25 protein-coding genes and 1 pseudogene are annotated in these 23,621 nt (G+C 71.0%); 16 read left to right on the top strand and 10 right to left on the bottom strand.

Translation table 11 applies throughout. From position 1 onward, the window contains the following. Positions 1–12: 12 nt before the first annotated feature. Entirely contained in the window at positions 13–879 is an 867-nt protein-coding gene (locus tag EDF33_RS17810; RefSeq protein ID WP_132100756.1) for a shikimate dehydrogenase, read from the bottom strand. A 58-nt stretch (positions 880–937) separates the two neighbouring features. On the opposite strand from EDF33_RS17810, the gene EDF33_RS17815 reads away from it, so the two are divergent. Beyond that, positions 938–1,945 (top strand): iron-siderophore ABC transporter substrate-binding protein, encoded by a 1,008-nt coding sequence (locus tag EDF33_RS17815; RefSeq protein ID WP_132100757.1) that lies wholly within the window; start codon positions 938–940, stop codon positions 1,943–1,945. Between the two features lie 100 nt (positions 1,946–2,045). On the opposite strand, the gene EDF33_RS17820 is transcribed toward EDF33_RS17815, so the two are convergent. Further along, positions 2,046–2,450 carry a DUF1304 domain-containing protein gene (locus EDF33_RS17820; protein ID WP_132100758.1) on the bottom strand — a complete coding sequence of 135 codons (405 nt, stop codon included), beginning with the start codon at positions 2,448–2,450 and terminating at the stop codon, positions 2,046–2,048. Positions 2,451–2,510: 60 nt separating this feature from the next. Here EDF33_RS17820 and EDF33_RS17825 point away from each other — a divergent pair, with 60 nt between their 5' ends. From EDF33_RS17825 to EDF33_RS17835, 3 genes are read left to right on the top strand one after another with little or no spacing between them, the layout of a single operon-like run. Continuing rightward, on the top strand, positions 2,511–2,846 hold the full coding sequence (locus EDF33_RS17825; RefSeq protein WP_123293629.1) for a chorismate mutase: 336 nt from the start codon (positions 2,511–2,513) through the stop codon (positions 2,844–2,846). After that, positions 2,843–3,946: a beta-propeller fold lactonase family protein gene (locus EDF33_RS17830; RefSeq protein ID WP_132100759.1), complete on the top strand. Its 1,104-nt coding sequence runs from the start codon at positions 2,843–2,845 to the stop codon at positions 3,944–3,946. Before EDF33_RS17825 ends, EDF33_RS17830 begins: the two co-directional genes overlap by 4 nt. Positions 3,947–3,948: 2 nt before the next feature. Beyond that, the gene (locus EDF33_RS17835; RefSeq protein WP_123293631.1) at positions 3,949–4,368 is read left to right on the top strand and encodes a GNAT family N-acetyltransferase; all 420 of its coding nucleotides are present in this window, start codon (positions 3,949–3,951) and stop codon (positions 4,366–4,368) included. 13 nt (positions 4,369–4,381) lie between these two features. Here the strand turns inward: EDF33_RS17835 and EDF33_RS17840 are convergent, their stop codons facing one another. Genes EDF33_RS17840 through purS form a run of 4 tightly spaced genes read right to left on the bottom strand, consistent with a single transcriptional unit; the run spans position 4,382 to position 8,688 of the window. Then, positions 4,382–5,302 (bottom strand): 2-hydroxyacid dehydrogenase, encoded by a 921-nt coding sequence (locus EDF33_RS17840; protein WP_165918871.1) that lies wholly within the window; start codon positions 5,300–5,302, stop codon positions 4,382–4,384. 16 nt (positions 5,303–5,318) lie between these two features. After that, positions 5,319–7,700 (bottom strand): phosphoribosylformylglycinamidine synthase subunit PurL, encoded by a 2,382-nt coding sequence (gene purL, locus EDF33_RS17845; RefSeq protein WP_243692490.1) that lies wholly within the window; start codon positions 7,698–7,700, stop codon positions 5,319–5,321. Positions 7,701–7,735: 35 nt separating this feature from the next. Then, a complete protein-coding gene (gene purQ / locus EDF33_RS17850; RefSeq protein ID WP_111085606.1) occupies positions 7,736–8,431 on the bottom strand; it encodes a phosphoribosylformylglycinamidine synthase subunit PurQ in 696 nt (231 codons plus the stop codon). Between the two features lie 5 nt (positions 8,432–8,436). Further along, complete coding sequence (gene purS, locus EDF33_RS17855; protein ID WP_017886272.1) at positions 8,437–8,688, bottom strand: phosphoribosylformylglycinamidine synthase subunit PurS; 252 nt, start codon at positions 8,686–8,688, stop codon at positions 8,437–8,439. Between the two features lie 188 nt (positions 8,689–8,876). On the opposite strand from purS, the gene EDF33_RS17860 reads away from it, so the two are divergent. Beyond that, positions 8,877–9,491 carry a PadR family transcriptional regulator gene (locus tag EDF33_RS17860; RefSeq protein ID WP_131880708.1) on the top strand — a complete coding sequence of 205 codons (615 nt, stop codon included), beginning with the start codon at positions 8,877–8,879 and terminating at the stop codon, positions 9,489–9,491. Beyond that, positions 9,488–11,137, top strand: coding sequence for a DHA2 family efflux MFS transporter permease subunit (locus EDF33_RS17865; RefSeq protein ID WP_132100761.1), 1,650 nt, complete (start codon positions 9,488–9,490; stop codon positions 11,135–11,137). Before EDF33_RS17860 ends, EDF33_RS17865 begins: the two co-directional genes overlap by 4 nt. A 233-nt stretch (positions 11,138–11,370) precedes the next feature. Here the strand turns inward: EDF33_RS17865 and EDF33_RS17870 are convergent, their stop codons facing one another. Together EDF33_RS17870 and EDF33_RS17875 are read right to left on the bottom strand one after the other, a co-directional pair. Further along, on the bottom strand, positions 11,371–12,189 hold the full coding sequence (locus EDF33_RS17870) for a cytochrome c oxidase assembly protein (protein ID WP_131880827.1): 819 nt from the start codon (positions 12,187–12,189) through the stop codon (positions 11,371–11,373). A 148-nt stretch (positions 12,190–12,337) separates the two neighbouring features. Then, positions 12,338–13,651 carry an acyltransferase gene (locus tag EDF33_RS17875; RefSeq protein WP_131880712.1) on the bottom strand — a complete coding sequence of 438 codons (1,314 nt, stop codon included), beginning with the start codon at positions 13,649–13,651 and terminating at the stop codon, positions 12,338–12,340. Between the two features lie 169 nt (positions 13,652–13,820). Between EDF33_RS17875 and EDF33_RS17880 the strand changes: the two are divergent. Continuing rightward, positions 13,821–14,213, top strand: a pseudogene (locus tag EDF33_RS17880) (Fur family transcriptional regulator); the annotation flags it as partial. Between the two features lie 227 nt (positions 14,214–14,440). After that, positions 14,441–15,970, top strand: a complete 1,530-nt coding sequence (locus EDF33_RS17885) for a catalase (protein WP_131880713.1) — start codon at positions 14,441–14,443, stop codon at positions 15,968–15,970. A gap of 99 nt (positions 15,971–16,069) precedes the next feature. On the opposite strand, the gene EDF33_RS17890 is transcribed toward EDF33_RS17885, so the two are convergent. Then, complete coding sequence (locus EDF33_RS17890; RefSeq protein ID WP_165918873.1) at positions 16,070–16,636, bottom strand: GNAT family N-acetyltransferase; 567 nt, start codon at positions 16,634–16,636, stop codon at positions 16,070–16,072. Between the two features lie 104 nt (positions 16,637–16,740). Here EDF33_RS17890 and EDF33_RS17895 point away from each other — a divergent pair, with 104 nt between their 5' ends. The 6 genes from EDF33_RS17895 (at position 16,741) to EDF33_RS17920 (ending at position 21,392) form a co-directional block, all read left to right on the top strand. Beyond that, positions 16,741–17,025 (top strand): hypothetical protein, encoded by a 285-nt coding sequence (locus EDF33_RS17895; protein ID WP_131880717.1) that lies wholly within the window; start codon positions 16,741–16,743, stop codon positions 17,023–17,025. A 40-nt stretch (positions 17,026–17,065) separates the two neighbouring features. Beyond that, positions 17,066–17,632: a hypothetical protein gene (locus EDF33_RS17900; protein ID WP_131880719.1), complete on the top strand. Its 567-nt coding sequence runs from the start codon at positions 17,066–17,068 to the stop codon at positions 17,630–17,632. Further along, positions 17,632–18,675 carry a hypothetical protein gene (locus EDF33_RS17905; protein WP_131880721.1) on the top strand — a complete coding sequence of 348 codons (1,044 nt, stop codon included), beginning with the start codon at positions 17,632–17,634 and terminating at the stop codon, positions 18,673–18,675. Before EDF33_RS17900 ends, EDF33_RS17905 begins: the two co-directional genes overlap by 1 nt. Then, entirely contained in the window at positions 18,666–19,268 is a 603-nt protein-coding gene (locus tag EDF33_RS17910; RefSeq protein WP_131880723.1) for an ATP-binding cassette domain-containing protein, read from the top strand. Before EDF33_RS17905 ends, EDF33_RS17910 begins: the two co-directional genes overlap by 10 nt. Further along, entirely contained in the window at positions 19,265–20,356 is a 1,092-nt protein-coding gene (locus tag EDF33_RS17915) for a hypothetical protein (RefSeq protein WP_131880725.1), read from the top strand. Before EDF33_RS17910 ends, EDF33_RS17915 begins: the two co-directional genes overlap by 4 nt. 151 nt (positions 20,357–20,507) lie before the next feature. After that, positions 20,508–21,392: a VOC family protein gene (locus tag EDF33_RS17920; protein WP_131880727.1), complete on the top strand. Its 885-nt coding sequence runs from the start codon at positions 20,508–20,510 to the stop codon at positions 21,390–21,392. A gap of 18 nt (positions 21,393–21,410) precedes the next feature. Here the strand turns inward: EDF33_RS17920 and EDF33_RS17925 are convergent, their stop codons facing one another. Continuing rightward, positions 21,411–22,196 carry an SDR family oxidoreductase gene (locus EDF33_RS17925; protein WP_132100762.1) on the bottom strand — a complete coding sequence of 262 codons (786 nt, stop codon included), beginning with the start codon at positions 22,194–22,196 and terminating at the stop codon, positions 21,411–21,413. A 127-nt stretch (positions 22,197–22,323) separates the two neighbouring features. On the opposite strand from EDF33_RS17925, the gene EDF33_RS17930 reads away from it, so the two are divergent. Next, positions 22,324–22,890, top strand: coding sequence for a hypothetical protein (locus EDF33_RS17930; protein ID WP_123937518.1), 567 nt, complete (start codon positions 22,324–22,326; stop codon positions 22,888–22,890). Next, positions 22,887–23,507 (top strand): signal peptidase I, encoded by a 621-nt coding sequence (gene lepB / locus EDF33_RS17935; RefSeq protein WP_123293649.1) that lies wholly within the window; start codon positions 22,887–22,889, stop codon positions 23,505–23,507. Before EDF33_RS17930 ends, lepB begins: the two co-directional genes overlap by 4 nt. Positions 23,508–23,621 lie beyond the last annotated feature (114 nt).

Below are 23,621 nucleotides of genomic sequence, written 5' to 3' on the forward strand. Positions count from 1 at the left end.
TGTCGTCGTCGGCTAGCTGCTGATGACGGCGGGCAGGCCGACAGCCGAGCGCATCGCACGACGGACGGCGGCCTCGTCGGGCAGCAGCTCGTCCTCGTCACCGGTCAAGAAGAAGCGGATCTGGCCGATGGCCTGCTCGGTGAGCATGTCGAGACCGTTCAGCACCCGGCCGCCCGCACCGGCCCAGCGCGACGCGACGGCGGTCGGCCACGGTTCGTAGGCGACGTCGAACAGCACGGCGTCCGACCCCGACGGCACCAGCTCGAGCGGGTCGGCCGCGCCGCCGGGAAGCGTCGACAGGACGAACCCGTGGCGGGTGCCGGGCAGGTCGGTGAGCGGCAGGACCTCGAGCGATACGCCGAGCCGCACGGCCAGCTCCACGAGCGACCCGGCCTTCGCGGTGTCGCGCAGGAACACCCGCACGAGCGAAGCCCCGAGCCGCACGGCTGCGGTCAGGGCGCTCGCCGCAGTCGCCCCGCCGCCGAGGATCGTGGCCTCGCCGGGCAGGTGCCCGAGGGCCTCGACCGGACGGACGAGCCCCTGGACATCGGTGTTCGCGCCCGCGCGGACGATGCTGTCGCCCTCGTGGCGGAACGCCACCGTGTTGGCGACCCCGAGCTCATCGACCAACGGGGTCGTGCGGTCGAGGAGCGGCAGCACCTCGCGCTTGAGTGGCATCGTGAGACTCAGCCCGCGCCATCCGGGACCCAGCCCCGCGACGAACGCGTCGAGCCCGCCGGACGCGACCTCGTGCCTCCCGTACGACCACCCCAACCCGAGCGTGTCGTAGGCCGCTTCGTGGAGCGTGGGGGAGAGTGAATGCGCGATGGGGGAGCCGAGCACCGCGAGGCGCGTGCGGTCTGGATCTGGGACGGCCACGATCACCCAGCCTATCCAGCTGATTTCCTGTACGCCCCGTTAGGTTAGGCTACCCTTCGTGATCCGCTCATCCCTTCGTCTCCGACGTGTCCTCGCCGCTGCGGGTGCCGTCGCCGCAGCCTCCCTCGTCCTCGCCGGCTGTGCCTCGGGCTCCGGCTCGTCCACCGACACGGCTTCGTCCGGCTCGTCCGACGGTGCCTTCCCGGTGTCCATCACGACCGGCCTCGGCACCACGACGATCGACTCGCAGCCCAAGCGCGTCGTCGCCCTCGGCTGGGGTGACGCCGAGACCGCGCTCGAGCTCGGCGTGCAGCCGGTCGGCGCGAGCGACTGGCTCGCCTTCGGTGGCGACGGCGTCGGCCCGTGGCTCAAGGACGCGTACACGAAGTCGCCGAAGATCATCCAGACGCTCGAGCCGAGCTACGAGGACATCCTCATGCTCAACCCGGACCTGATCCTCGACGTGAAGTCGTCTGGTGACAAGGACCGCTACGACAAGCTGTCCGCGATCGCGCCGACCGTCGCGATCCCGAAGGGCGGCGAGAACTACCTGGCGTCAACCGAGCAGCAGACCACGATGATCGCGAAGGCGCTCGGCAAGGAGTCCGAGGGCAAGAAGCTGCTCTCCGGCCTCGACGACGCGTACGCCGCGGCGCGCAAGGCGCACCCGGACTTCGAGGGCAAGACCGCCGTCGTCGGTGCGTACAGCTCCGAGGGCTTCGGCGCGTACGCCTCCACCGACAGCCGCTCGTCGTTCATGAAGAACCTCGGGTTCACGATCCCGTCGGCCATCGACAAGGAAGCCGGCAAGGCGTTCTCCGTCACGCTGTCCGACGAGAACCTCGACCTGCTCGACGCCGACCTGACGCTGATCCTGCCGATCTACGTCGACGCGTCGAAGGCCGAGGCTGACCCGCTGTTCCAGAAGGTGCCGTCGGTCGAGGCTGGCCACTACATCGTCTTCGACGACAAGGACGTGTCGTCGGCGTTCTCGATGGGCACCACCGCTGCGATCGAGTGGGCACTCGACAAGCTGCCGGCCCAGTTCGAGGACAAGCTCGGCTGACCTGGCCGGTCTTCACCCGCGAAAGCGACAGGGTGCCGCCGAACTTCGGTGGCACCCTGTCGCTTTTGCGTGGCGGGGCTGACGATCTGGTCGGGACGACTCAGACGGGGAAGCTCGAGCCGAGCAACGCGAAGAGCAGGGCGATCAGCGGGAGCGTGCCCTGCTTGAACGCGGAGTTGACGTACTTGCGGCCGGAGCCGACCAGGATCACCGCGGCGCCGAGCATGCTCGCGGTCGAGAACACGACGAGGGTCCAGCCGGTCGCGGTGTTGCCCGCCAGCACCAGCACGACGCCGAGGATCGCGCCGATCGCCAGGAACAGGTTGTAGAACCCCTGGTTGAACGCGAGGGAGCGGGTCGCGTCGGCCTCGGTCTCGGTCGCGACGCCGAACACCTTGCGGGCGCGTGGGCTCGTCCAGATGATGGATTCGAGGAACCAGATGTACACGTGGACGAGGCCAGCGAGGACCGCACACACGCCCGAGATCACGAGCAAGACCGACATGTGCTCATTCTCGCAGGCGTCGGCGGGGTTCGGCTGCGCGTCCGCCAGTAGGCTCGGGGCATGAGCGACGACGTCACCCCGCCCGAGCCCGAAGCGACGGCCGAAGCGACGGCTGTCGCCGAACTCCGGAGCATCCGGCAGAGCATCGACAACATCGACGCCGCCGTCATCCACATGCTCGCCGAGCGCTTCAAGTACACCCAGCGAGTGGGGCACCTGAAGGCCGAATCGGGCATGCCCGCCGCCGACCCGGACCGCGAACAGATCCAGGTCGCACGGCTCCGCAGCCTCGCCGCCGAGGCGCACCTCGACCCCGCGTTCGCCGAGAAGTTCCTCAACTTCATCGTCGCCGAGGTCATCCACCACCACGAGCGCATCGCCGGACGCGACGAATGAGCGTCGACCTGCCGACCCTGCTCGTCGGTTCCTACACCGCCACCGGCGGCGGGAACGCGACCGGCATCTCCCTGGTCGACGGCGGGGCTGCCCGCGCGGGCGCGGGCGCTCGTACCGTCGCGGTGCTCGACGATCCCTCGTTCCTCGCTGTGTCGGGCGACCGTGTCTACGCCGTGTCCGAGACGAACGACGGCGGGGTCTCCGCCTTCCGGATGCAGAACGGCGCGCTCGAACACCTGTGGGACGCCTCCGCCGGCGGTGACGCCCCGTGCCACCTGCGGGTCGACCCGTCCGGGGCGCTCATCGTCACCAACTACGTCTCCGGCACCGTCACCGCCGTCTCGCTGGCGGCGGCTGAGTCGTTCTCCGCCTCGGTCCTCGCGAGCGACGGCGTCGTCCTGCCCGCAGACGGCGTGCACGGCCGAACCGACCGGCTCGCCGTCCCTGCCTCGGCCATCGCAGTCGCGACCCTGCCCGCCGCCACCGGCCCGGTGCAGGACCGGCAGGATGCGCCGCACGCGCACCAGTCCGTCGCGACGCCGGACGGCACGGTGCTCGTCGCCGACCTGGGTGGCGACGCGCTGCACGAGTTCCGCGTGACCGTGTCGGCCGACGGCGTCCCCACGCTCGAGGCGCTGCGCGTGCACCACGTGGCGCCCGGCGTCGGCCCGCGGCACCTGGCCTGGTACGCAGGCGACCTGTTCGTCGCCGGTGAGCTCGACGGCGCGGTCCACCGACTCCGCCGTGACGAGTCCGGCTCGCTCGTGACGATCGCCTCGACCCCGACGTTCGAGGGTGCCGTGGGGGAGTCGCTCCTCAGCCACATCGAGGTCGACGATGCCGGACTCGTCACCGTCGCCGTCCGTGGCCGCGACCTGATCGTCGTGCTCGACGCTGCCGACGACGGGCTCGCGCTCGTCGGGTCCGCCTCGTGCGGGGGTGCCTGGCCGCGCCACTTCGCCCGGGTGCCGGGGTACGTGCTCGTCGCCAACGAGCGGTCGGACGCCATCGCCGTGCTGCCGATCGGTGCCGACAGTGTGCCGGGCGAGGCCGTGGAGCAGATCGCCGTCGGGACCCCGACGTGCATCGTCCCGCTCTGACCGTGACCGAGGTCGACCCGTACACCCTGGTCGTCGGGGCGCCGCCGCTGGCGGACTACCTGCGTCTGCGCCAGGACTCCGGACTCTCACCGAAGAACGCCGAGCAGGGCGCCGGGGCGATCGCCGGCAGTTGGTCGGCGTGCCACGTCGTGGACGCCGGCGGCACACCGGTGGCAATGGGCCGGACGATCGGCGACGGCGGGTGGTACTTCCACATCGCCGACATCGCCACCGATCCCGACCACCAGCGCCGTGGGCTCGGACGCCGTGTGGTCGAGTGGCTGCTCGAGGACGTCCGCGACCGAGCACCCGCCGGGGCCTACGTCACGCTCGTCGGGGATCCGCCCGGTCAGCGGCTGTACCGATCGCTCGGGTTCGACGACGTCGCGCCGAGTCTCGGCATGGCACTCCGACTGGACTGACGCCGACAGGTCGCTAGCGCTCGATCAGGTTCTCGAACGGGCGACCCTCGGCCAGCGCGGCGACCTGCCGACGCATCAGCTCGATCGACCGCGGGACACTCAGGTCGGTGTTGCCCCCGACGTGCGGCGTGAGGACCGTGTTCGGCGTCGTCCACAGCGGGTGGCCGTCGGGCAGGGGCTCGGGGTCGGTGACGTCGAGCGCCGCGAACAGCCGCTCGGACTGCAGCTCCGCCACCAGTGCATCGGTGTCGACGACCTTGCCGCGGGCGACGTTCACCACCAGGGCGCCGTCGGGCAGCGCGGCCAGCAGCTCGGCGTCGACCAGCCGTTCGGTCTCGTCCGTCAGCGGCGCGATGAGCACGAGGACGTCCGTCGTCGGTGCCAGCTCGGGCAGCTCGCCGAACGCGTGCACGTGGCGACCGTCCTGGTCGCGAGCCGTACGGGCCACCACGGTGACGTCGGTGCGGAACGCCTCGAACCGGGTGGCGATCGCCGACCCGATCGCGCCGTAGCCGACGACCGTGACCCGGCGGTCGGCCAGGGAACGGGTCTTCCGGGCGTCCCAGACACCGTTGGCGCGATCGGCCTGGAACGCCCCGAGCTCGCGCAGCGAGGTCAGCGCCAGGCCGACGGCGAGCTCGGCGGTCTCGTCGTCGTGGATCCCCCGACCGTTCGCCAGCTGGGCGTGCCCGGGCACGTGCGGCACCGCGTGCTCGTAGCCGGCGCTCGGCAGCTGCAGGAGCTCGAGCGCCGGCAGGTCGTGCACGAACTGCCAGCGGTGCCGTCCACCGAAGTAGAACGGCAGGAACGTGATGGCGACGTCGTCCGGGCGACCGTACGGCGCCTCGACGTCCCACACGTCCAGCTCGATGCCGTCCGGCACGGGGCCGAACCGGTCGACGAGCTCCGCGAAGGGCAGGGTGACGATGGGCACGCGGTGTCCGCCGGGCCTAGGAGTCCGTGCGCGGCGAGAACGCACCGTCGGAGTCGAGCGGCCCACGGCCGACGTACCCCTCGGTGACGTCCTCGACGATCACGTCGCCGAAGCGGGCCGGCAGCGTCGCGTTGTGCGTGCCGCGGAGCTCGTCGAGCGTCGCCGTGAACGCACCCTGGACCTCGAGCGCGTTCGACGTGGCGTCGGTCACGCCGATGCGCAGGACCGGGAAGCCCCGACCGGCGCACAGGCCCTGGAAGCGGACGTCGTCCTCGCGCCGGACGGTCACGATGACGCGACCGGTCGACTCGGAGAACAGCGCGGTCGCCGTGTCGACGCCGTCGCGGGACTCGAGCTCGTCGAGGACCACGCGGGCGCCGAGGCCGAAGCGGAGCACCGACTCGGCGAGCGACTGGCCGAGGCCACCGTCCGCCAGGTCGTGCGCGCTCGTCAGCAGCTGCTCGCCGCTCGCTGCGAAGAGCAGCTCGGCGAGCTCCTTCTCGCGACCGAGGTCCACCGCCGGCGGACGACCGCCGAGGTGTCCGTGCACCGTGCCGGCCCAGGCCGAACCGTCGAGCTCGAGGCTCGTGGTGCCGAGCAGGTAGATGTTGTGGCCGTCGTCCTGCCAGCCCGACGGGACGCGCTTGGCGACGTCGTCGATGACACCGAGCACACCGACGACCGGGGTCGGGTGGATCGGGGTCGAGCCGGTCTGGTTGTAGAACGACACGTTGCCGCCGGTGACCGGGATGCCGAGCTCCATGCAGCCGTCGGCCAGTCCCTCGACCGCCTCGGAGAACTGCCACATGACCTCGGGGTTCTCGGGGGAGCCGAAGTTCAGGCAGTCGGTGACCGCGGCGGGGACGGCACCGGTGACGGCGACGTTCCGGTACGCCTCGGCCAGGGCCAGACGCGCGCCCTGCTTCGGGTCGAGCTGGCAGTAGCGGCCGTTGGCGTCGGTGGCGATGGCGACACCGAGACCCGTTTCCTCGTCGACGCGGATCATGCCACCGTCGTCGGGGAAGGACAGGGCCGTGTTGCCGAGCACGTAGGTGTCGTACTGGTTCGTGACCCAGTTCTTCGACGCCAGGTTCGGCGAACCGAGCAGGCTGAGGAACTGCGCCTTGAGCGCGGGGCCGTCGGCCGGACGGTCGAGCGACGCCGCGGTGTCGGCCTGCAGCGCGTCGATCCAGGTCGGGTAGGCGACCGGGCGGTCGTAGACCGGGCCGTCGACGGCGACGGTGCGCGGGTCGACGTTGACGATCTCCTGGCCCTGCCAGTCGATGACGAGACGGCCGGTGCCGGTGACCTCGCCCAGGACGCTGGTCTCGACCTCCCACTTGCCGACCACGGCGAGGAACTCGTCGAGCTTGTCGGGGCGGACGACCGCCATCATGCGCTCCTGGCTCTCCGACATCAGGATCTCTTCGGCCGTGAGCGTGGGGTCGCGCAGCAGGACGTCGTCGAGCGAGATGTGCATGCCGCCGTCGCCGTTGCTCGCGAGCTCGGACGTGGCGCAGGAGATGCCCGCGGCGCCGAGGTCCTGGATGCCCTCGACCAGTTCCTTCTGGAACAGCTCGAGGCAGCACTCGATCAGGACCTTCTCGGCGAAGGGGTCGCCGACCTGGACGGCGGGACGCTTGGTCGGGCCGCCCTCGGTGAAGGTGTCGGACGCCAGGATCGATGCGCCGCCGATGCCGTCGCCACCGGTGCGGGCACCGAACAGCACGACCTTGTTGCCGGCTCCGGACGCGTTCGCCAGGTGCAGGTCCTCGTGCCGCAGGACGCCGACCGCCAGGGCGTTGACCAGCGGGTTGCCCTGGTACACCGGGTCGAAGTAGGTCTCGCCGCCGATGTTCGGCAGGCCGAGGCAGTTGCCGTAGAACGAGATGCCACCGACGACGCCGTGCACGACGCGTGCGGTGTCCTCGTGGTCGATCGCGCCGAAGCGGAGCTGGTCCATCACGGCGACCGGGCGTGCGCCCATCGAGATGATGTCGCGGACGATGCCGCCGACGCCGGTCGCGGCGCCCTGGTACGGCTCGACGTAGGACGGGTGGTTGTGCGACTCGACCTTGAAGGTCACCGCCCAGCCGTTGCCGACGTCGACGACACCGGCGTTCTCGCCCATGCCGACCATCAGGTTCTTCGTCATCTCCGGCGTGACCTTCTTGCCGAACTGACGGAGGTAGTTCTTCGAGGACTTGTAGGAGCAGTGCTCGGACCACATGACGGAGTACATCGCCAGCTCGCCCGAGGTGGGGCGGCGGCCGAGGATCTCCTTGATGCGGGCGTACTCGTCCGGCTTCAGGCCGAGCGCGTCGTACGGCTGGTCCTTGTCGGGAGTCGCCGCGGCATCCTGCACGGTGTCGGGCTTCGGGCGCACGTAAGTCGTCACGGTGTTGTCGTTCCCTGTCACTGGAGTCGCGGCCGTCACTTGACGAGCGTCGACTCGATCACGGAGGTGAAGAAGGTGAGGCCGTCCGTGCCGGAGGCCATGGCAGCGGCGGTGTCCGGGCCGAAGCCGGGCTCGGTCGCGTGCTCGGGGTGCGGCATCAGGCCCACGACGTTGCCGCGCTCGTTCGAGACGCCGGCGATGTCGTCGATCGACCCGTTCGGGTTCACCCCGACGTAGCGGAACACGACCTGGCCGTTGTCCTCGATGCGCTTGATCTCGTCGGCGTCGGCGACGAAACGGCCGTCGGCGTTCTTGAGCGGGATCGTGATCTCCTGCTGCGCGGTGAACCCGGAGGTCCAGGCGGTGGAGGTCGTCTCGACGCGGAGCTTCTGGTCGCGGCGGATGAACTGCTGGTGCGCGTTGCGGGTGTGCGCGCCGGGGACCAGGCGGGCCTCGGCCAGCATCTGGAAGCCGTTGCAGATGCCGAGCACGGGCATGCCCTTGCCGGCGGCGTCGATGACCTCGGCCATGATCGGCGCCTTCGCGGCGATCGCACCGGCGCGCAGGTAGTCGCCGTACGAGAACCCACCGGGCAGCACGATGGCGTCGACGCCCTGCAGGTCGTGGTCGCCGTGCCAGAGGGCGACGGGGTCGGCACCGGCGAGACGGACCGCGCGCTGGGCGTCACGGTCGTCGAGGGAGCCGGGGAAGGTGATGACGCCGATGCGCATCCGGGTCACTGGCCTTCGACGGTCACGGAGACGACGTCCTCGATGACCGCGTTCGAGAAGACGTCGGCGGCGATGTCGCGGACCTCGGCCAGCTTGGCGTCGTCGACGGGGCCGTCGACGGTCACCTCGAAGCGCTTGCCGATGCGGACGTTGGTCAGGTCGGCCTTGCCCAGACGGGCGAGGGCGTTGCCCACCGCCTTGCCCTGGGGGTCGAGGATCTCAGCCTTGGGCATGACCTCGACGACGATCGTTGGCACGTGTTCTCTCCAGCGCTTCAGGGGTGGGGGACGCGACCAGTCTACGGGGCGCGCGCGACACGCCGGGACGGATCCGGGCCTCCTGTGGAGAACGTGCTGTGCGTTTGCTCACCTGTGTTCGACTCCGTATATTCGAAGTCGAATAGTCCAGTCGGAAGACTGCCGCATCGATCCGTCAGGAGGCCCGCATGGCGTCGCTCACGCCCCTCGCGTTCGCCGCGCTCGACCTGCTGAACGAGGCACCGATGCACCCGTACGAGATGTTCCAGACGATGGTCCACCGGCAGGAGGAGCGGAACGTCAAGGTCCGCCCGGGCACCCTGTACCACCAGGTCGGCCGCCTCGCCGAGCTCGGGTTCGCCGAGGTCGTGGGCACCGACCGCGACGGCAACCGGCCGGAACGCACCACCTACACGATCACCGAAGCCGGCCGCGCAGCACTCGCGGACGGCCTCCGCCGCATGGTGGCGGAGCCCGCGGACGAGTACCCGGAGTTCCACCTGGCCCTCTCCGTGCTCGAGAACCTGCCGCACTCCGAGGCGGTCGATGCCGTCCGGGCCCGGATCGTCGCACTCGAACAGGAGCGCGACGACTACGACCAGGCACTCCAGCGCGTGCAGGCCAAGCAGCTGACCGAGCGGTACTGGCTCGACGTGTCGTACGTCCGTGCGATGCTCGCCGCGCAGATCGAGTGGCTCAGCACCACCGTCGACCGCATCGCCAGCGGCGACCTCCCATGGGACGGCCCGGCCGTCCCCACAGACACTGACTTCCCCACGAACAGCAAGGACACCACTCGATGACCACCGTCACGCCTCCGCGGACGACCGAGAAGAAGCCGTGGCCCGCGCTCTGGGCGCTCGTCGTCGGCTTCTTCATGATCCTCGTCGACTCGACCATCGTGTCGGTCGCCACCCCCACCATCGCCCAGAAGCTCGACGCGGACATCAACTCCGTGATCTGGGTGACGAGCGCGTACCTGCTCGCCTACGCGGTGCCGCTGCTCATCACCGGCCGCCTCGGTGACCGCTTCGGCCCGAAGGTCATGTACCAGATCGGCCTCGTCGTCTTCACGCTCGCCAGCCTCTGGTGCGGTCTGGCCGGCTCGATCGAGATGCTCATCGTGGCCCGCGTCGTGCAGGGCCTCGGCGCCGCGATGATGAGCCCGCAGACGATGTCCGTCATCACGCGCATCTTCCCGCCGCAGAACCGCGGTGCCGCGATGGGTCTCTGGGGCGCCGTCGCCGGTGTCGCCTCGCTCGTCGGCCCGATCGTCGGCGGCCTGCTCGTCGACGGCTTCGGCTGGGAGTGGATCTTCTTCGTGAACGTCCCCGTCGGTGTCGTGGCGTTCGTCCTCGCGCAGCGCTTCGTGCCGTCGTTCGACCGCCACGGGCACCGCTTCGACTACCTCGGCATCTTCCTGTCGGCGGCCGGCCTGTTCCTGCTCGTCTTCGGCATCCAGGAAGGCGAGACCTACGACTGGGGCGTCATCGCCGGACCGATCTCGGTGTGGTCGCTCATCATCGTCGGGCTCGTGGTGCTCGCCGGGTTCGTCGTCTGGCAGGGCGTGCAGAAGGGTGAGCCGCTGCTGCCCCTCGGCCTGTTCAAGGACCGCAACTTCACCCTGGCCAACGTCGCCATCACGGCCGTCGGTGTCGCGATCGCCTCGTTCGCGCTGCCGATCATGCTCTGGGCGCAGGACGTCCTGCGGTTCTCGCCGACCCAGGCTGCACTGCTCCTCGTGCCGCAGGCCGTGCTGTCCGCCGGCCTCGCACCGCTCGTCGGCAAGAACCTCAACCGGTGGAACCCGCGCTGGGTCGCCGCGTTCGGCCTCGCGTGCTTCTCGGCCGGGCTGTTCTGGTTCGGTGCCCTGCTGTCGTCGAGTGCCGACTGGGGATGGGTGCTCCTGCCGAGCGCGCTCCTCGGCATCGCCAACGCCTGCATGTGGGGTCCGCTGTCGGTCTCGGCGACGCGCAACCTGCCGCCGAAGCTGGCCGGTGCCGGCTCGGGCGTCTACAACACGACGCGTCAGATCGGTGCCGTGCTCGGTTCGGCCGGCATCGCGGCGCTGATGGAGGCCCGGATCACCGCGAACTTCCCGGCCTCGACCGGTGGGACCTCCGCCGGTGGTGCCGAGCAGCAGGTCGGCGGACTGCCCGGGTTCCTACTCGAGCCGTTCTCGCGGGCCATGGGTGAGTCGCTGTTCCTTCCGGCGATCGTGCTCATCGCGGCGATCGTGGCGGCGCTGTTCCTGGCGAAGCCGAAGCAGACCGTCGCCTGGCAGCAGACCGGTGGCGTGACCGCGCAGCCCGACGCGGAGGGCACTGCGCCGGCCGAGGGCGACGCGAAGCCGGCCGAGCACGGCGTGCACGCTGCGGCCGCTGCTCCGGCGACGGCCGAGGCCGAGCTCGCCGCCATCGACCACCACGGCAAGCACGCCGACGCCTGACCCGCGCCGACCACCCGGGCCCCGGGCTGCTCCCACGAGCGGCCCGGGGCCCGCGTGTAGCCGGGGTCCCGGCGCAGTCGTTGCGGCCGCGGGGGTGCGACACCGTCGACGTCGTACGACAACGGGTTCGTCGCAGTCCCGCGTCTGCAACAGTTGCGGCCGCGGGGGTGCGACACCCTCGACGTCGTACGACATCGAGGTCGTCGTTCCGGGTCGGCGCCCCGCCCGCGCGCTCAACCCCGGCGCTGCAGGTGCTCCCGCGTCAACTCGTCGATCTGCTCGTCGGTCAGGGCGTCGACGGCGCGGGCCTCGCGGCGATCGGTCCGCTGCCACCGGATGAACAGCGAGATGAGCACGGGGATGTCCGCCACCTCGGCGATGAACCACAGCAGGTCGCCCGCCAGGTGCTGGTCGCGCAGCGGCGACGGGAACCACGGCTGCCCCACGGCCTGCACCACCGACCCGTCGAGCACGTGGTTCGTGATCCGGAGCACGATGCCCGGCACCGCGTCGATCATCAGCTCCACGAAGGCGAGCAGGAACTCCGCGGTGACGAACGTCGACGACCGCAGCACACCGGGCTCGGACAGCGGAGCGAGCAACCCGAACCCGAGCATCGGGACCGTCACCGTGATCACGACGGCCCAGACGGACGATTCCCGCAGGGTCGCCGCGAACGGTGTCAGCAACAGGCCGAACAGGACGAGGGCGACGAGCGGCGCGACGATCGCGTTGCCGAGCAGGCGCACTGGACGCGACCGCATGGCGGCGTCGGCGGCGTGCGCGAGGCGATCCGGGCCTCCTGTCCGGAGCAACGAGACGGGCGCACCGAGCGCGGCGAAGGTGGGGACCGCGAAGAAGAGCAGGGCGGACCGCAGCACGAACGCCCACCGCAGCTGCTGGTCGTACACGCCGACGATGCCGAACTGCAGGATCCCGAACAGCACCAGTGCGGCGACGAACGCGAGGGTGCGCCACCAGGGCCAGCGTGCGCCGCGACGTGCGGCGGCGACGACCCACCAGCCGTAGGCGACCGCGGCGACGGCGATCATCACCGCGGACAGGGGATCGAACCGCCAGGTGCTCCAGAACTCGGGTGTCGACGGCGTCGGGTGCCTCCAGGGGATCGGCCTGCCGCCATCCTCTGCCCGGCGCGTGTGGCGGTGCAGGTCGGAGTGGCCCCGAACGGTGAGAACCGTTTCAGATCCGGGTGACGCCCCGGGCCGGCGTGGTCCGCGAGAGCAACCACACCCCGATCGGCACGGCCACGGCGCCGATGACCGCGATCCCGAACGACAGGTGCAGCTGCATCACCAGGAACGCCGGACCGATCGTGCAGAGCGCAGCGACAGCGACGACCGGCCAGGACGGGCGGTCGGCCGAGGGCAGCAGCCGGGGGAGCGGGCGGTCGAACCAACGGAGCGCGCGAGCAACCCCGAGCGCGACGGCGAGCACCGCGACCAGCGCGATCAGCCGGGACGCCCACCACCCACCCGAGCCCGGCGACGGGAACGGCACCCCGACCAGCAGGGCGACCCCGTTCAGCGCGATGAACAGCGGCAGGTGCCACAGGTAGATGGTCATGCCGTCGCGGCCGAGGACGAACACGGCTCCGAGCGCGGCCCTGGTGCGCATCAGGCGACTGAGCGGGGCGTGCACGAGCTGGACCAGGCAGGCCTGCGCGATCGCGAGGAACGCCAGCGGGAGCATCGGCGGGTTGAGGTCCTGCAGCATGTCCGGTGCCCACAGCCCGATCGAGGTCATCGGGACGAGCAGGGCGTAGGCGACGACCGCCACCGCGAGCAGGAGCGCCTTCGACCGCCGTGCGAACCACCCGTCGGCCCAGAGGAACCCGAGCTGCTGCGCGAAGAGCCACACCGGCCCGAGGTTGAGCAGTCCGACCTCGGCGACCCCGGTGGCCAGGCGGACCGCATCGACCACCGCGGCGAGCACGAGCAACACGCCGAGGGTTGCCCAGGGTGCGCGCTCGTGGAACCGCATCATCAGCGGCACGCAGCACTGCGTGATGCCGTATGCGGCGAGGAACCAGAGCGGTGAGCCGATGCCGAACGCGACCTCGGCGAGGAGGTCCGGCGGGGTGCCGACGGCCGTGGCCACACCGAGCCCGAGCGCGAGGAACACGAACAGCGGGACCGCGGGCCGGAACAGGCGCACGAGGCGGGTGGCCAGGTAGTCTCGAGCAGGGCTCGGCGCACCGCGCGCGACGGTGCTGCGCCAGCCGACTGCGCTCGCGAAGCCGCCGACCACGAAGAAGAGGGGCATCACCTGCCCGACCCAGGTGGCGGCGACGTACCACGGGAGTTCCTGCAGGGGGCTCGTCACCCGCACTCCGTGGTCGTCGGACGCGACGCCGACCATCGTGACGTGCACGATGACGACGAGGACGACGCAGGCCGTCCGGATGAGGTCGACGACCAGGTCCCGCTTCGCGATGATCCCCCGGACGTCCGGTGCGCTGTTCGCCTGTTCAGACAGGCCGTGGCTCGTGGACATGTCGGGACGTTAGCGTGCAGACCGATCGTTCCAGGGTCCCTCCAGGTGATCGCCGCCAGATCGTGACACGTCGCATACCGGTCGCGGAATGTGTTCCGACGGGTACGCGCCACGACGGCTCGTGTACAGTGGCCGTGTTGTCTTGATTCCTGCAAAAGAAAGGCTCAGCATGGACGCCGACGCCGATCTGCTCCGCACCTCGGGCCTCCGGGTCACGACGCCGCGACTCGCGGTGCTGCGGGCCACCGAATCGATGCCGCACGCCACCGCCGACGACATCGTCACGGCGCTCACGGCGGAGCTCCCGACGACCAGCCACCAGGCCGTGTACGGCGTGCTCGCCGCGCTGACCGGCGTCGGCCTCGTCCGACGCATCGAGCCGGCCGGCAGCCCCGCTCGGTACGAGCGACGCACCGGTGACAACCACCACCACATCGTCTGCACCCTGTGCGGCGCGATCGAGGACGTCGACTGCGCCGTCGGGCACTCGCCTTGCCTGACCCCGTCGGACGCGCACGGCTTCGCGGTCACCACCGCCGAGGTCACCTACTGGGGCATCTGCGAGCGGTGCGCCGCGGCCGAGCGCGACGACGCGGGCGATGACGCAGCCGGCGACGCAGGCGCAAGCGCAATCGACGCAGGCGCAAGCGCAATCGACGCAGGCGCAAGCGCAAGCGACGCAGGCGCAAGCGCAGACGAGCCCGACGCAGCCGCGCCCGACGCCCCGCGCGTCCCCTGAACCACCCGAGCACCCCTGACCGAACCAACCGTTCCACCCAAGGAGGAACCGTGTCCGACCAGAACACGACGCCCGGCCAGCCGGCCGGCACCCCCACCACGACCACCAACTCCGGCGCTCCCGTCTCGAGCGACGAGCACTCGATGGGCGTCGGGGCCGACGGCCCCCTCGCGCTGCACGACCACTACCTGGTCGAGAAGCTCGCCCAGTTCAACCGCGAGCGCGTGCCGGAGCGCGTCGTCCACGCGAAGGGCGGCGGCGCCTTCGGTACCTTCACCGTCACGCAGGACGTCAGCAAGTACACCCGCGCCGCGTTCCTGCAGCCGGGCCAGCAGACCGAGATGCTCACGCGCTTCTCGTCCGTCGCCGGTGAGCAGGGTTCGCCCGACACGTGGCGCGACCCCCGCGGTTTCGCGCTGAAGTTCTACACGTCCGAGGGCAACTACGACCTCGTCGGCAACAACACCCCCGTCTTCTTCATCCGCGACGGCATCAAGTTCCCCGACTTCATCCGCTCGCAGAAGCGCCTGCCCGGCTCGCACCTGCGCGACCACGACATGCAGTGGGACTTCTGGACCCTGTCGCCCGAGTCGGCGCACCAGGTCACGTGGCTGATGGGCGACCGCGGCCTGCCCGCGTCGTGGCGTGAGATGGACGGCTTCGGCTCGCACACGTACCAGTGGATCAACGCCGAGGGCGAGCGCTTCTGGGTGAAGTACCACTTCATCACCGAGCAGGGCCACAAGACCCTGACGCAGGAGGACGCCGACCGCATCGCCGGCGAGGACGCGGACTTCCACATCCGTGACCTGCACGCCGCGATCGAGCGCGGGGACTTCCCGCGCTGGACCCTCAAGGTGCAGGTCATGCCCTACGGGGACGCCGAGTCCTACCGCTTCAACCCGTTCGACCTGACGAAGGTGTGGCCGCACGCGGACTACCCGCTCATCGAGGTCGGCACGATGGAGCTCAACCGCAACCCGGAGAACTACTTCGCCGAGATCGAGCAGGCGACCTTCGCCCCCTCGAACTTCGTTCCCGGCATCGCTGCCAGCCCGGACAAGATGCTCCTCGCGCGCATCTTCAGCTACGCGGACGCCCACCGCTACCGCGTCGGCACCAACCACGCGCAGCTGCCGGTCAACGCCCCGAAGAACGAGGTGCACTCGTACTCGAAGGACGGCGCGATGCGCTTCGACTTCCAGAAGTCCGAGGTGCCCGTGTACGCGCCGAACTCGCTCGGTGGCGCACACGCCGACCCGACCGCGACCGACGACGTGCCCGGCTGGGAGTCCGACGGCGCGCTGCAGCGTTCCGCCGCGACCCTGCACCCGGAGGACGACGACTTCGGTCAGGCCGGCACGCTCGTCCGAGAGGTCCTCGACGACGCCGCCCGTGAGCGCCTGGTCGGCAACATCGCCGGTCACGTCTCGAAGGTGACGCGCGACGACCTGCGCGAGCGCGTGTTCGCGTACTGGACGAACGTCGACGCCGACCTCGGTGCGCGCGTGCGCGCCGCGGTCGTGCCGAGCGCGCCGGGTTCGAACGAGGACCCGGAGACGGTTGCGGTCGAGGCGTAGTCCGGTGGACGCGGGGGCGTGAGCCCCGGTCCACCACCTGACGGACGGGAGGCACGGTGCCAGCTGGCACCGGGCCTCCCGTCCGTCTGTCGTTGCGTTCTAGACCTCTTGCCCGTTCAGCCAGATCGGGCCGGCCGGCCAGTCCTCCAGGGCTGCGGCCACCGGCCGCACCATCCAGCCGCCCTGCTCCGTGTTCGTGATGCCGGCGCCCTCGGCGGTGAACGCCGAGAAGGTGCCGACGACCTCGGGGAACTCGTGCCAGCCGAGCTTCGCGTAGAAGGGGATGCGGTTCTCGCCCGCGCCGAGGAAGCCGTACGGCACCGCGAGCCCGTCGAGCACGGCGTGCGTGCGCTCCATGAGTTCCCGGCCCTTGCCCGATCCCTGGAGCCTGGGCGACACGGCGACGAGGCCGGTGTCGCCGACCAGGACGTCGCGCCCGCCGACCGTGATGAACATGCGGCGGATCCCGACGTGCGCCAGGACGACGCCATCCTGGTCGCGGGCGAGGACCCGGCGTTCGGGCTGCATGCCGGACCAGCTGCGGCCGCCCACGTACCAGTGGGACCAGTCCGGGAACGCCTGCGCGAGCAGTGCTGCGATCGCTTCGTGGTCCGGGAGCGAGAGGGAGCTCTCCTCGACCACCTCCCACTGGATGTCATCAGTCACGCGTCCATCCTGCACGGATGTGCTGATGGTCGTTGCGCTCGCGTACTGACCGGTAATACGTTAACGGTGACATCGGGGCGATGTCGCGATGAAAGGGGAGATCGATGTCGATCAAGAACGTCGTACTGGGTGCGGTCGTGCTGGGGAGTGTCGTGGGCGGCGGGATCGCGGTCGACACCGTGACGGCGCCGGAGGCAAGTGCTGCGACGTGCTGGCGGAAGGTGACGCAGAGCATGGGCTTCAACGAGTCGGGGTGTGGCCGTGCTCAGCACTTCAACCGGCTGAAGAGCGGGACGATGAAGTGGGGGAACGTGGTCGGTGGCAACAAGTGGTCCTACGAGGCTGCCTGCTGGACCAACATCGCCCGGTACGGCATGGTCCGGGCCTGACGCGGTGGTTCGGAACCGTGCTCGGGGAGCATTGGTCGTCGTGGTGATCGCCGCCACGGGGCTCGCTGGCTGCGCCTCCGCAGATGCTGCGCCCCGGGTCGTCGATCCGTCAGGCTTCTCAGTGGCCGGGCCGTGGGCGGGTGAGTTCGCGGAATCAGCCGCCGACACCAGCCCGTACCAGCGGCAGATCCTCTCGGACGGAACGATCTCGGCGCGGGAGGTCGCAGATGCCCAGTCCCGCATGAGCGCATGCATGCGGGATCTCGGCTACGACTACACGACAGCAGAGGACGGCACGTCCGAAGCGTCGCCGCTCCCAGGGCGGAAGGCTGAAGACGCAACGGCCATCAACGATTCGAAGTCGAAGTGCGCGAAGGACTTCGACAGCGACGTGACGTACCTGTTCAACGAAGTCCGGCGGAACCCGGAGAAGCAGGACGAGGCAGAGATCACCGTCGCGTGCCTCCGTGCCGTGAGACTCGTCGACGACACGTACACCGAACGTGAATGGCGCACCCAGAACGACGACGGGAACTTCTCCTTCTCGCAGTGGGACCCCGGAGCCGTACAGTGTCGGCTGGACCCCCTCGGACTCTGGCGGCAGTGATGCGCTTCCCGTCTGCCGCGCTCCTGGCGCTCGGGGCGATGGTGGTCGCGGCGGCGACGGCCGCCGCCATCGTGGTCGCTGTGCCGGCCGAGGTCCCGGCTGCACTCCGGACGGCGGCCCCCACGAGCACCGTCCGGGTGACCGAGCGCACCGATGCCGATGAACGACAGGTGCAGCTCGCACTCGCCACCGGTGCCCCACGGGCGGTCGTGACGTCGCGGACCGGCACGGTGACGACGTCGACGTGCTCGACCGGGGCGCCCGTGCGGAGCGGGGACGTCCTCGCGCGGGTCGACGGGCGGCCGGTGATCGCGCTCGCCAGTGACGAGCCGCTGTGGCGCGACCTCGAGCTCGGCGACCGCGGGGCCGACGTCACGGGGCTGCAGCGGGAACTCACGCGCCTCGGTGCCGGACTGAGTATCGACGGCGTCCTCGGCCCGGGCACGCTCCGAGCTGCGCACCAGTTCCTGCTCGACCGAGGTGTCGACCGCGACGACCTGCCCGACGACGTCGTGCCGCGGGACCCGTTCGCATGGGTGCCAGCCGCCGAGAACGCCGTCCTGGCGTGCGTGGCCGTCGTCGGGGCAGCGGTCGGCGCCGACGGTGTCCTCGTCGAACTCCCGGCCGAACTCCGCGGCGCGCGCATCGAGGCGCTCCCGGTTGATCCGGCGCCGGGGGAGCGCGTGCTGCGGATCGGGAACGCCGACATCCCGATCGACGACGCCGGGGTGGTCTCCTCGCCGACGGACCTCGCTGCGATCAGCGCCCTGCCGGAGTACGCGGCGACGGTCGCTTCGGCGGACGGTGCACCGACGGTGGCCGCGACGTGGACCCTCAGTCGCCCGCGGACCGTCCAGGTGGTGCCGCCGACGGCTCTCTGGGACCTCGAGGGTGACCGGGCGTGCGTGCAACCGACGACGGGGCGGCCGCTCCGGGTCCAGGTCCTCGGGTCGGAACTCGGGCAGTCGTTCGTCCGGGTGCCCGGCGGACGAACGCTCGACCGGATCCGTGCCGCGCCGGACCGGTCCAGCTCGTGTCGGTGACGCTCGAGGGCGTCGGACATGTCTGGCCGAACGGCACCGTGCTGTTCGACCGCGTCGACCGCGCCTTCGCCGAGGGGAGCGTGACCGCGGTCGTCGGGCCGAGTGGCTCCGGCAAGTCCACGCTGCTCGCGATCCTCGCCGGGATGCTCCGTCCGACGCGCGGTGCCGCCGTCCGTCCGCCGGGCTGTCGGCCGCTCTGGGTCTTCCAGAACCCGTACGGGGTGGCCCGCCGCCGCGTGCTCGACCACGTCGCGCTGCCGTTCGTCGCCCAGGGCGCGGATCGTCGGACCGCGGACGTCCGGGCGCTCGAGGTCCTCGAGCGCTTCGGGCTCGGCTCGCGGGCGCACGCGCGGTTCGCCGAGCTGTCCGGTGGCGAGGCGCAACGCCTGATGCTCGCGCGCGCCATCGCCAGCGCGCCGGGTCTGATGCTGGTCGACGAGCCGACGGCGCAACTCGACCGGGCGACCGCGATCGAGGTGAACCGTGGGATCGGTGCGCTCGCCGCGTCGGGGACGGTCGTCGTCGTCGCCACGCACGACGACGCGACCCGCGACGCCTGCGACGGAGTGCTCGACCTCGGGCGGTACCGATGAGCCCCCGCCGGATGCAGGTGACCGAGGTCTGGCGGGAGGCGTGGCGCGACATCGCCTCCGGAGCCTCGTGGGCAGCCGTGACCGCTGCCGTCCTCGCGGTGCTGCTCAGCGGTGTCGTGGGCCTGCGCGCCGCAGCGGTCGCCGGTGACGTCCGAGCGGCTGCGGTGTTCGTCGCGAGCGGTGCGGGGACGACCGTCCAGCGGGCCGAGGGCCGGATCGACGGCCGCGTGTGCGATGCCCTCGCGGATGCCGAAGGGGTCATCGCGTCTGGCGCGTTCCGTCGCCTCGACGCCGGGGTCGTCCCCGCCGCGCTGCCGGGCTCGGCGATCCCGACCTACGAGGTGACCGCCGGGGTGCGTGGCCTGCTCGGTGGCTCGGCTGCCGACGGGGCCGCGGGAGTGATCATCTCGCCCGCGGTGCACGAGACCCTGGGGCTTGCCGCAGGCGATCGCCTCGTGACGGTGGGCGGCGCGGGCACCGGAGTCGCCGGTGTGTACGACTACCCCGACGACGGCCGGGACCCCGACCTGGAGTACGCGGTCCTCGCGCCGACGGTGGACGACGGGTCGCCGTTCGACGCCTGCTGGGCGACGGTGTGGCCGCAGCGCGACGACACGGTCTCCATGCTCCGGCGCACCGTCCTGCCGGCGAGCGGGGCCGAGGGCGAAGACCGACCCACCGCCGGGCAGCTCAACCCGACCCTGGGCGCGGTCTTCACCCCCGCGGCGCGGCAGCCAGTGCTCGTCCCGTTCGGTGCAGCGGTCCTCGTGGGGCTGACGATCGGCGCGGCAGCGGTCGCACGGCGCCGGCTCGCCTTGGCCTCCGACCGGCACGTCGGGGTGCCGCGGTGCGCGCAGGTCCTCGGCATCGTCCTGCAGCACCTGGTCTGGGGATCGGTCGGGACCCTGGTCGCGACGAGCGTCGCGGTGGTGTCGGTGCGCGGCCTCGACGTCGACGACGCACTGCCGATCGTGCGCGAGGCGATCGCGATCGCGTCCCTCGGGCTCGTGGGCGCGCTGCTCGGCGGGGCGCTCGCCGCGGCCGCGATCCGCGAGCGCGCGCTGCACCGCTACTTCCGTTCCCGCTGACCGCAGCCGGGTGCTGCGCCACTTCAGTTCGCGCTGAGCGACACATCTCGGGCGCCGGGCCGCGAGAAGTGTCGCCCACCACGAAACTCGCCGTGACCACCGATGCGCCCATTTGGTTGACGCGTCAACCAAATGGGCGCACACTGGTGCCATGCACACGCAGGACCTCCTCGCCGCCGACACCGGGATGGGTGCCGTCACCCTCCGCGTCGCGAACCTCGACCGGATGATCGGCTACTACCGCGACGGCGTCCAGCTCTCGCTGCTCTCGAACGAGGGCGGCGTCGCCGTGCTGGGGCGACCGGGCGCCGGTGGCCTGGCGGTCCCGATCGTGATCCTCGAGCACGCGCCGTCGATGCAGCACGCCGGCCCGCACGACGCCGGCCTGTTCCACACCGCGATCCTGTTCGACACGAGGGCCGACCTGGCCGCCGCGCTGTACTCGGTCGCGACGAAGTTCCCGCAGACCTTCACCGGCAGCGCCGATCACCTGGTGAGCAACGCGTTCTACTTCACCGACCCCGAGGGCAACGGCGTCGAGCTGTACTGGGACCGCGACCGCACGGAGTGGTCGTGGACGCACGGCATGGTCGACATGGACACGAAGTACGTCGACCCGAACGCGTTCCTCCAGGAGCACCTGACGGCTGACGCGCTGGAGTCCGCGCCGAACGCGCCGGGTCGGGTCGGCCACGTGCACCTGTCGGTCGGCGACGTCGCCAGCGCGAAGGACTTCTACGTCGACAAGCTCGGCTTCGCGACGACGGCCGGGTGGGGCGAGGCCCTGTTCGTCAGCGCCGGCGGGTACCACCACCACATGGCGATGAACACCTGGAACTCCCGCGGGGCCGGGCGCCGTCAGCTCGCGCTCGGGCTGGGGCTCGTGCGGATCGAGGTGCCCGGGTCGGACGACCTCGGTGCCCTCGTCGCACGCATGCACGACACCGGGGTGCAGACCGCCGACGACGGCCGGACGGTCGCGTTCGAGGACCCGTGGGCGAACCGCATCGAGGTGACCGCGCCCGGTCGCGGCTGACCCGGTCCGCCGCCCGGATCACGCGCGGTTCGAGATCCCGCCGTCCGACGTCAGCAGCTGCCCGTTCACCCAGCGCCCCTGCTCCGAGCAGAGGAACCCGACGAGTGCAGCGGTGTCCGACGGTCGTCCGAGTCGGCCGAGCGGCGTGCCCTCGACCGCCCAGCGCTTGACGTCGTCGGACATCCACCCGGTGTCGTTCGGGCCGGGGTTCACCACGTTCGCACTGACGCCGAGGCTGCCGAGCTCCTTCGCGGCACCGAACACGAGACGGTCGAGCGCCCCCTTCGACGCCCCGTACGGCAGGTTGTACGCGATGTGGTCGCTCGTCAGCGCGACGATCCGCCGGCGGTCCCGCGGTGCGGCGTCGCCAACTCGTTCGAGTGCGGCCGCGTACGCCTGCACGAGCAGGAACGGCGCGCGGGCGTTGACCGCGAAGTGCCGGTCCCACGACTCGACCGTCGTGTTCCGGACGTCCGAGTCGACCGATTCGCAGTGCGACATCACCAGCGCGGTGACGGGGGCGCCCGCCTCGGTCTCGGCGCGGCCGACCAGGGCGGCCGCCTGGTCCGGGTCCTCCAGGTCGACCGGGAGGCGCGTCACGCGTGCACCCACCGACTCGCACTCCTGCACGACGGATTCGACCCCGTCGGGATCCGCCCCACCGCTCACGCGGTCGTCGTACGGGCCCCACCACGAGATGGCCAGGTCCCAGCCGTCGGTCGCCAGACGGGTGGCGAGCGCCGCGCCGATGCCGGCTCTGCGGCCCAAACCGGTCACCAGGGCGAGTGGTCGTGCGGACGTCATACGGGCCTCCTGTCCGGTGCGCCGTCGCACCGATCGCCACCCAGTCTGCCGGAACCGGCCACGCGCGTGGCCATCGCACTCGGTGTCCTGTCGGCGAGGACCGGCACGCGAGGGCCAAGATGGACGGATGCCACGCACACGACCACCGCTCGGACGCGGACGCGGACCCCGCGGCGGTCGTCCGGACCCGCGCGACCTGCCGATCGAGCACGTCCGCGACCGGATGTCGTCCTACATCTACGGCAACATCACGGTGCTCGCCGCCGCGATCGCCGTCGACCCGGCCGCGATCCACCACGGGTCGGCGATCTGGGCCGTCCTGGCGACCGCGGTCCTGACCTACCTGGCGCACGTGCTCGCGCACCTGGTGGCGCACGGCCTCGGCGGCGACGACTCCCAGACGGACGACGCCCGGCGTGAATCGGTCGTGACGATCATGCGGAACGCGAACCCGATCGCGACGTCCGGGCTCATCCCCGCGGTGCTGTACGCGGTGGCGTGGATCGGGTGGATCCCGACGGGGTGGGCGCAGACGGCCGCCCTGGTCATCCTGGTCGTGCGCATCGGCATGGTCGGCGTCTTCATGCAGCGGTTCAGCGGCAAGCGGCCCACGTTCCTCGGGCTCTGGGGCGGCATCGTGCTGGCCGCCGTGGCGTTCGTGATCGGTCTCGTGAAGGTGGTGTTGACGCATTGAGCGCCACCGAATCCGAGCCGAAGCCTAAGCGGGCCGGCTGGAAGTTCCTCCGCGACCTCGTCGTCATCGTCGTCGTGGCGCTGCTGGCGTCGTTCCTGGTGAAGACCTACCTGGTCCGGTCCTTCTACATCCCGTCCGCATCGATGGAGAACACGCTGCTCATCGGCGACCGCGTGCTCGTCAACGAACTCGTCCCCGGCGCCGTGCCGTTGCAGCGCGGTGACGTCGTCGTGTTCCAGGACCCGGGCGGCTGGCTCGGCACCGGGCAGGGCGACGACCTGATCAAGCGCGTGATCGGCCTGCCCGGCGACACCGTCTCGTGCTGCGGCACGGGCGGACACCTGTCGGTGAACGGCCACCCGGTCGACGAACCCTACGTGGTGCCCGAGATCGGGTCGGACCGGGTCTCCGGCACCGACTTCGACATCACCGTGCCGAAGGGGCGCATCTGGGTGATGGGCGACAACCGGTACAACTCGGCGGACTCCCGCGTGCACGGCACGGTGCCGGTCGACGACGTGGTCGGTCGTGCGTTCATCACCACGTGGCCGGTGTCGCGGTGGACGGTGCTCTCGCGGTACGCCGACGAGTGGGACCAGGTGCCGGACCCGTCCTGAGCGGCCCTGAGCGGCCCTGAGCGGTCCGGGGCGGTTCGGGGCGGTCGTTGCCCGCCCCGGTCGTCCGGTGCGGTAGCGTTCCGATTCCCGTGCCGGACCGTCCGCAGCGGGGTG

This window comes from Curtobacterium sp. PhB146 (genome assembly GCF_004342995.1).
Taxonomy (GTDB): Bacteria; Actinomycetota; Actinomycetes; order Actinomycetales; family Microbacteriaceae; genus Curtobacterium.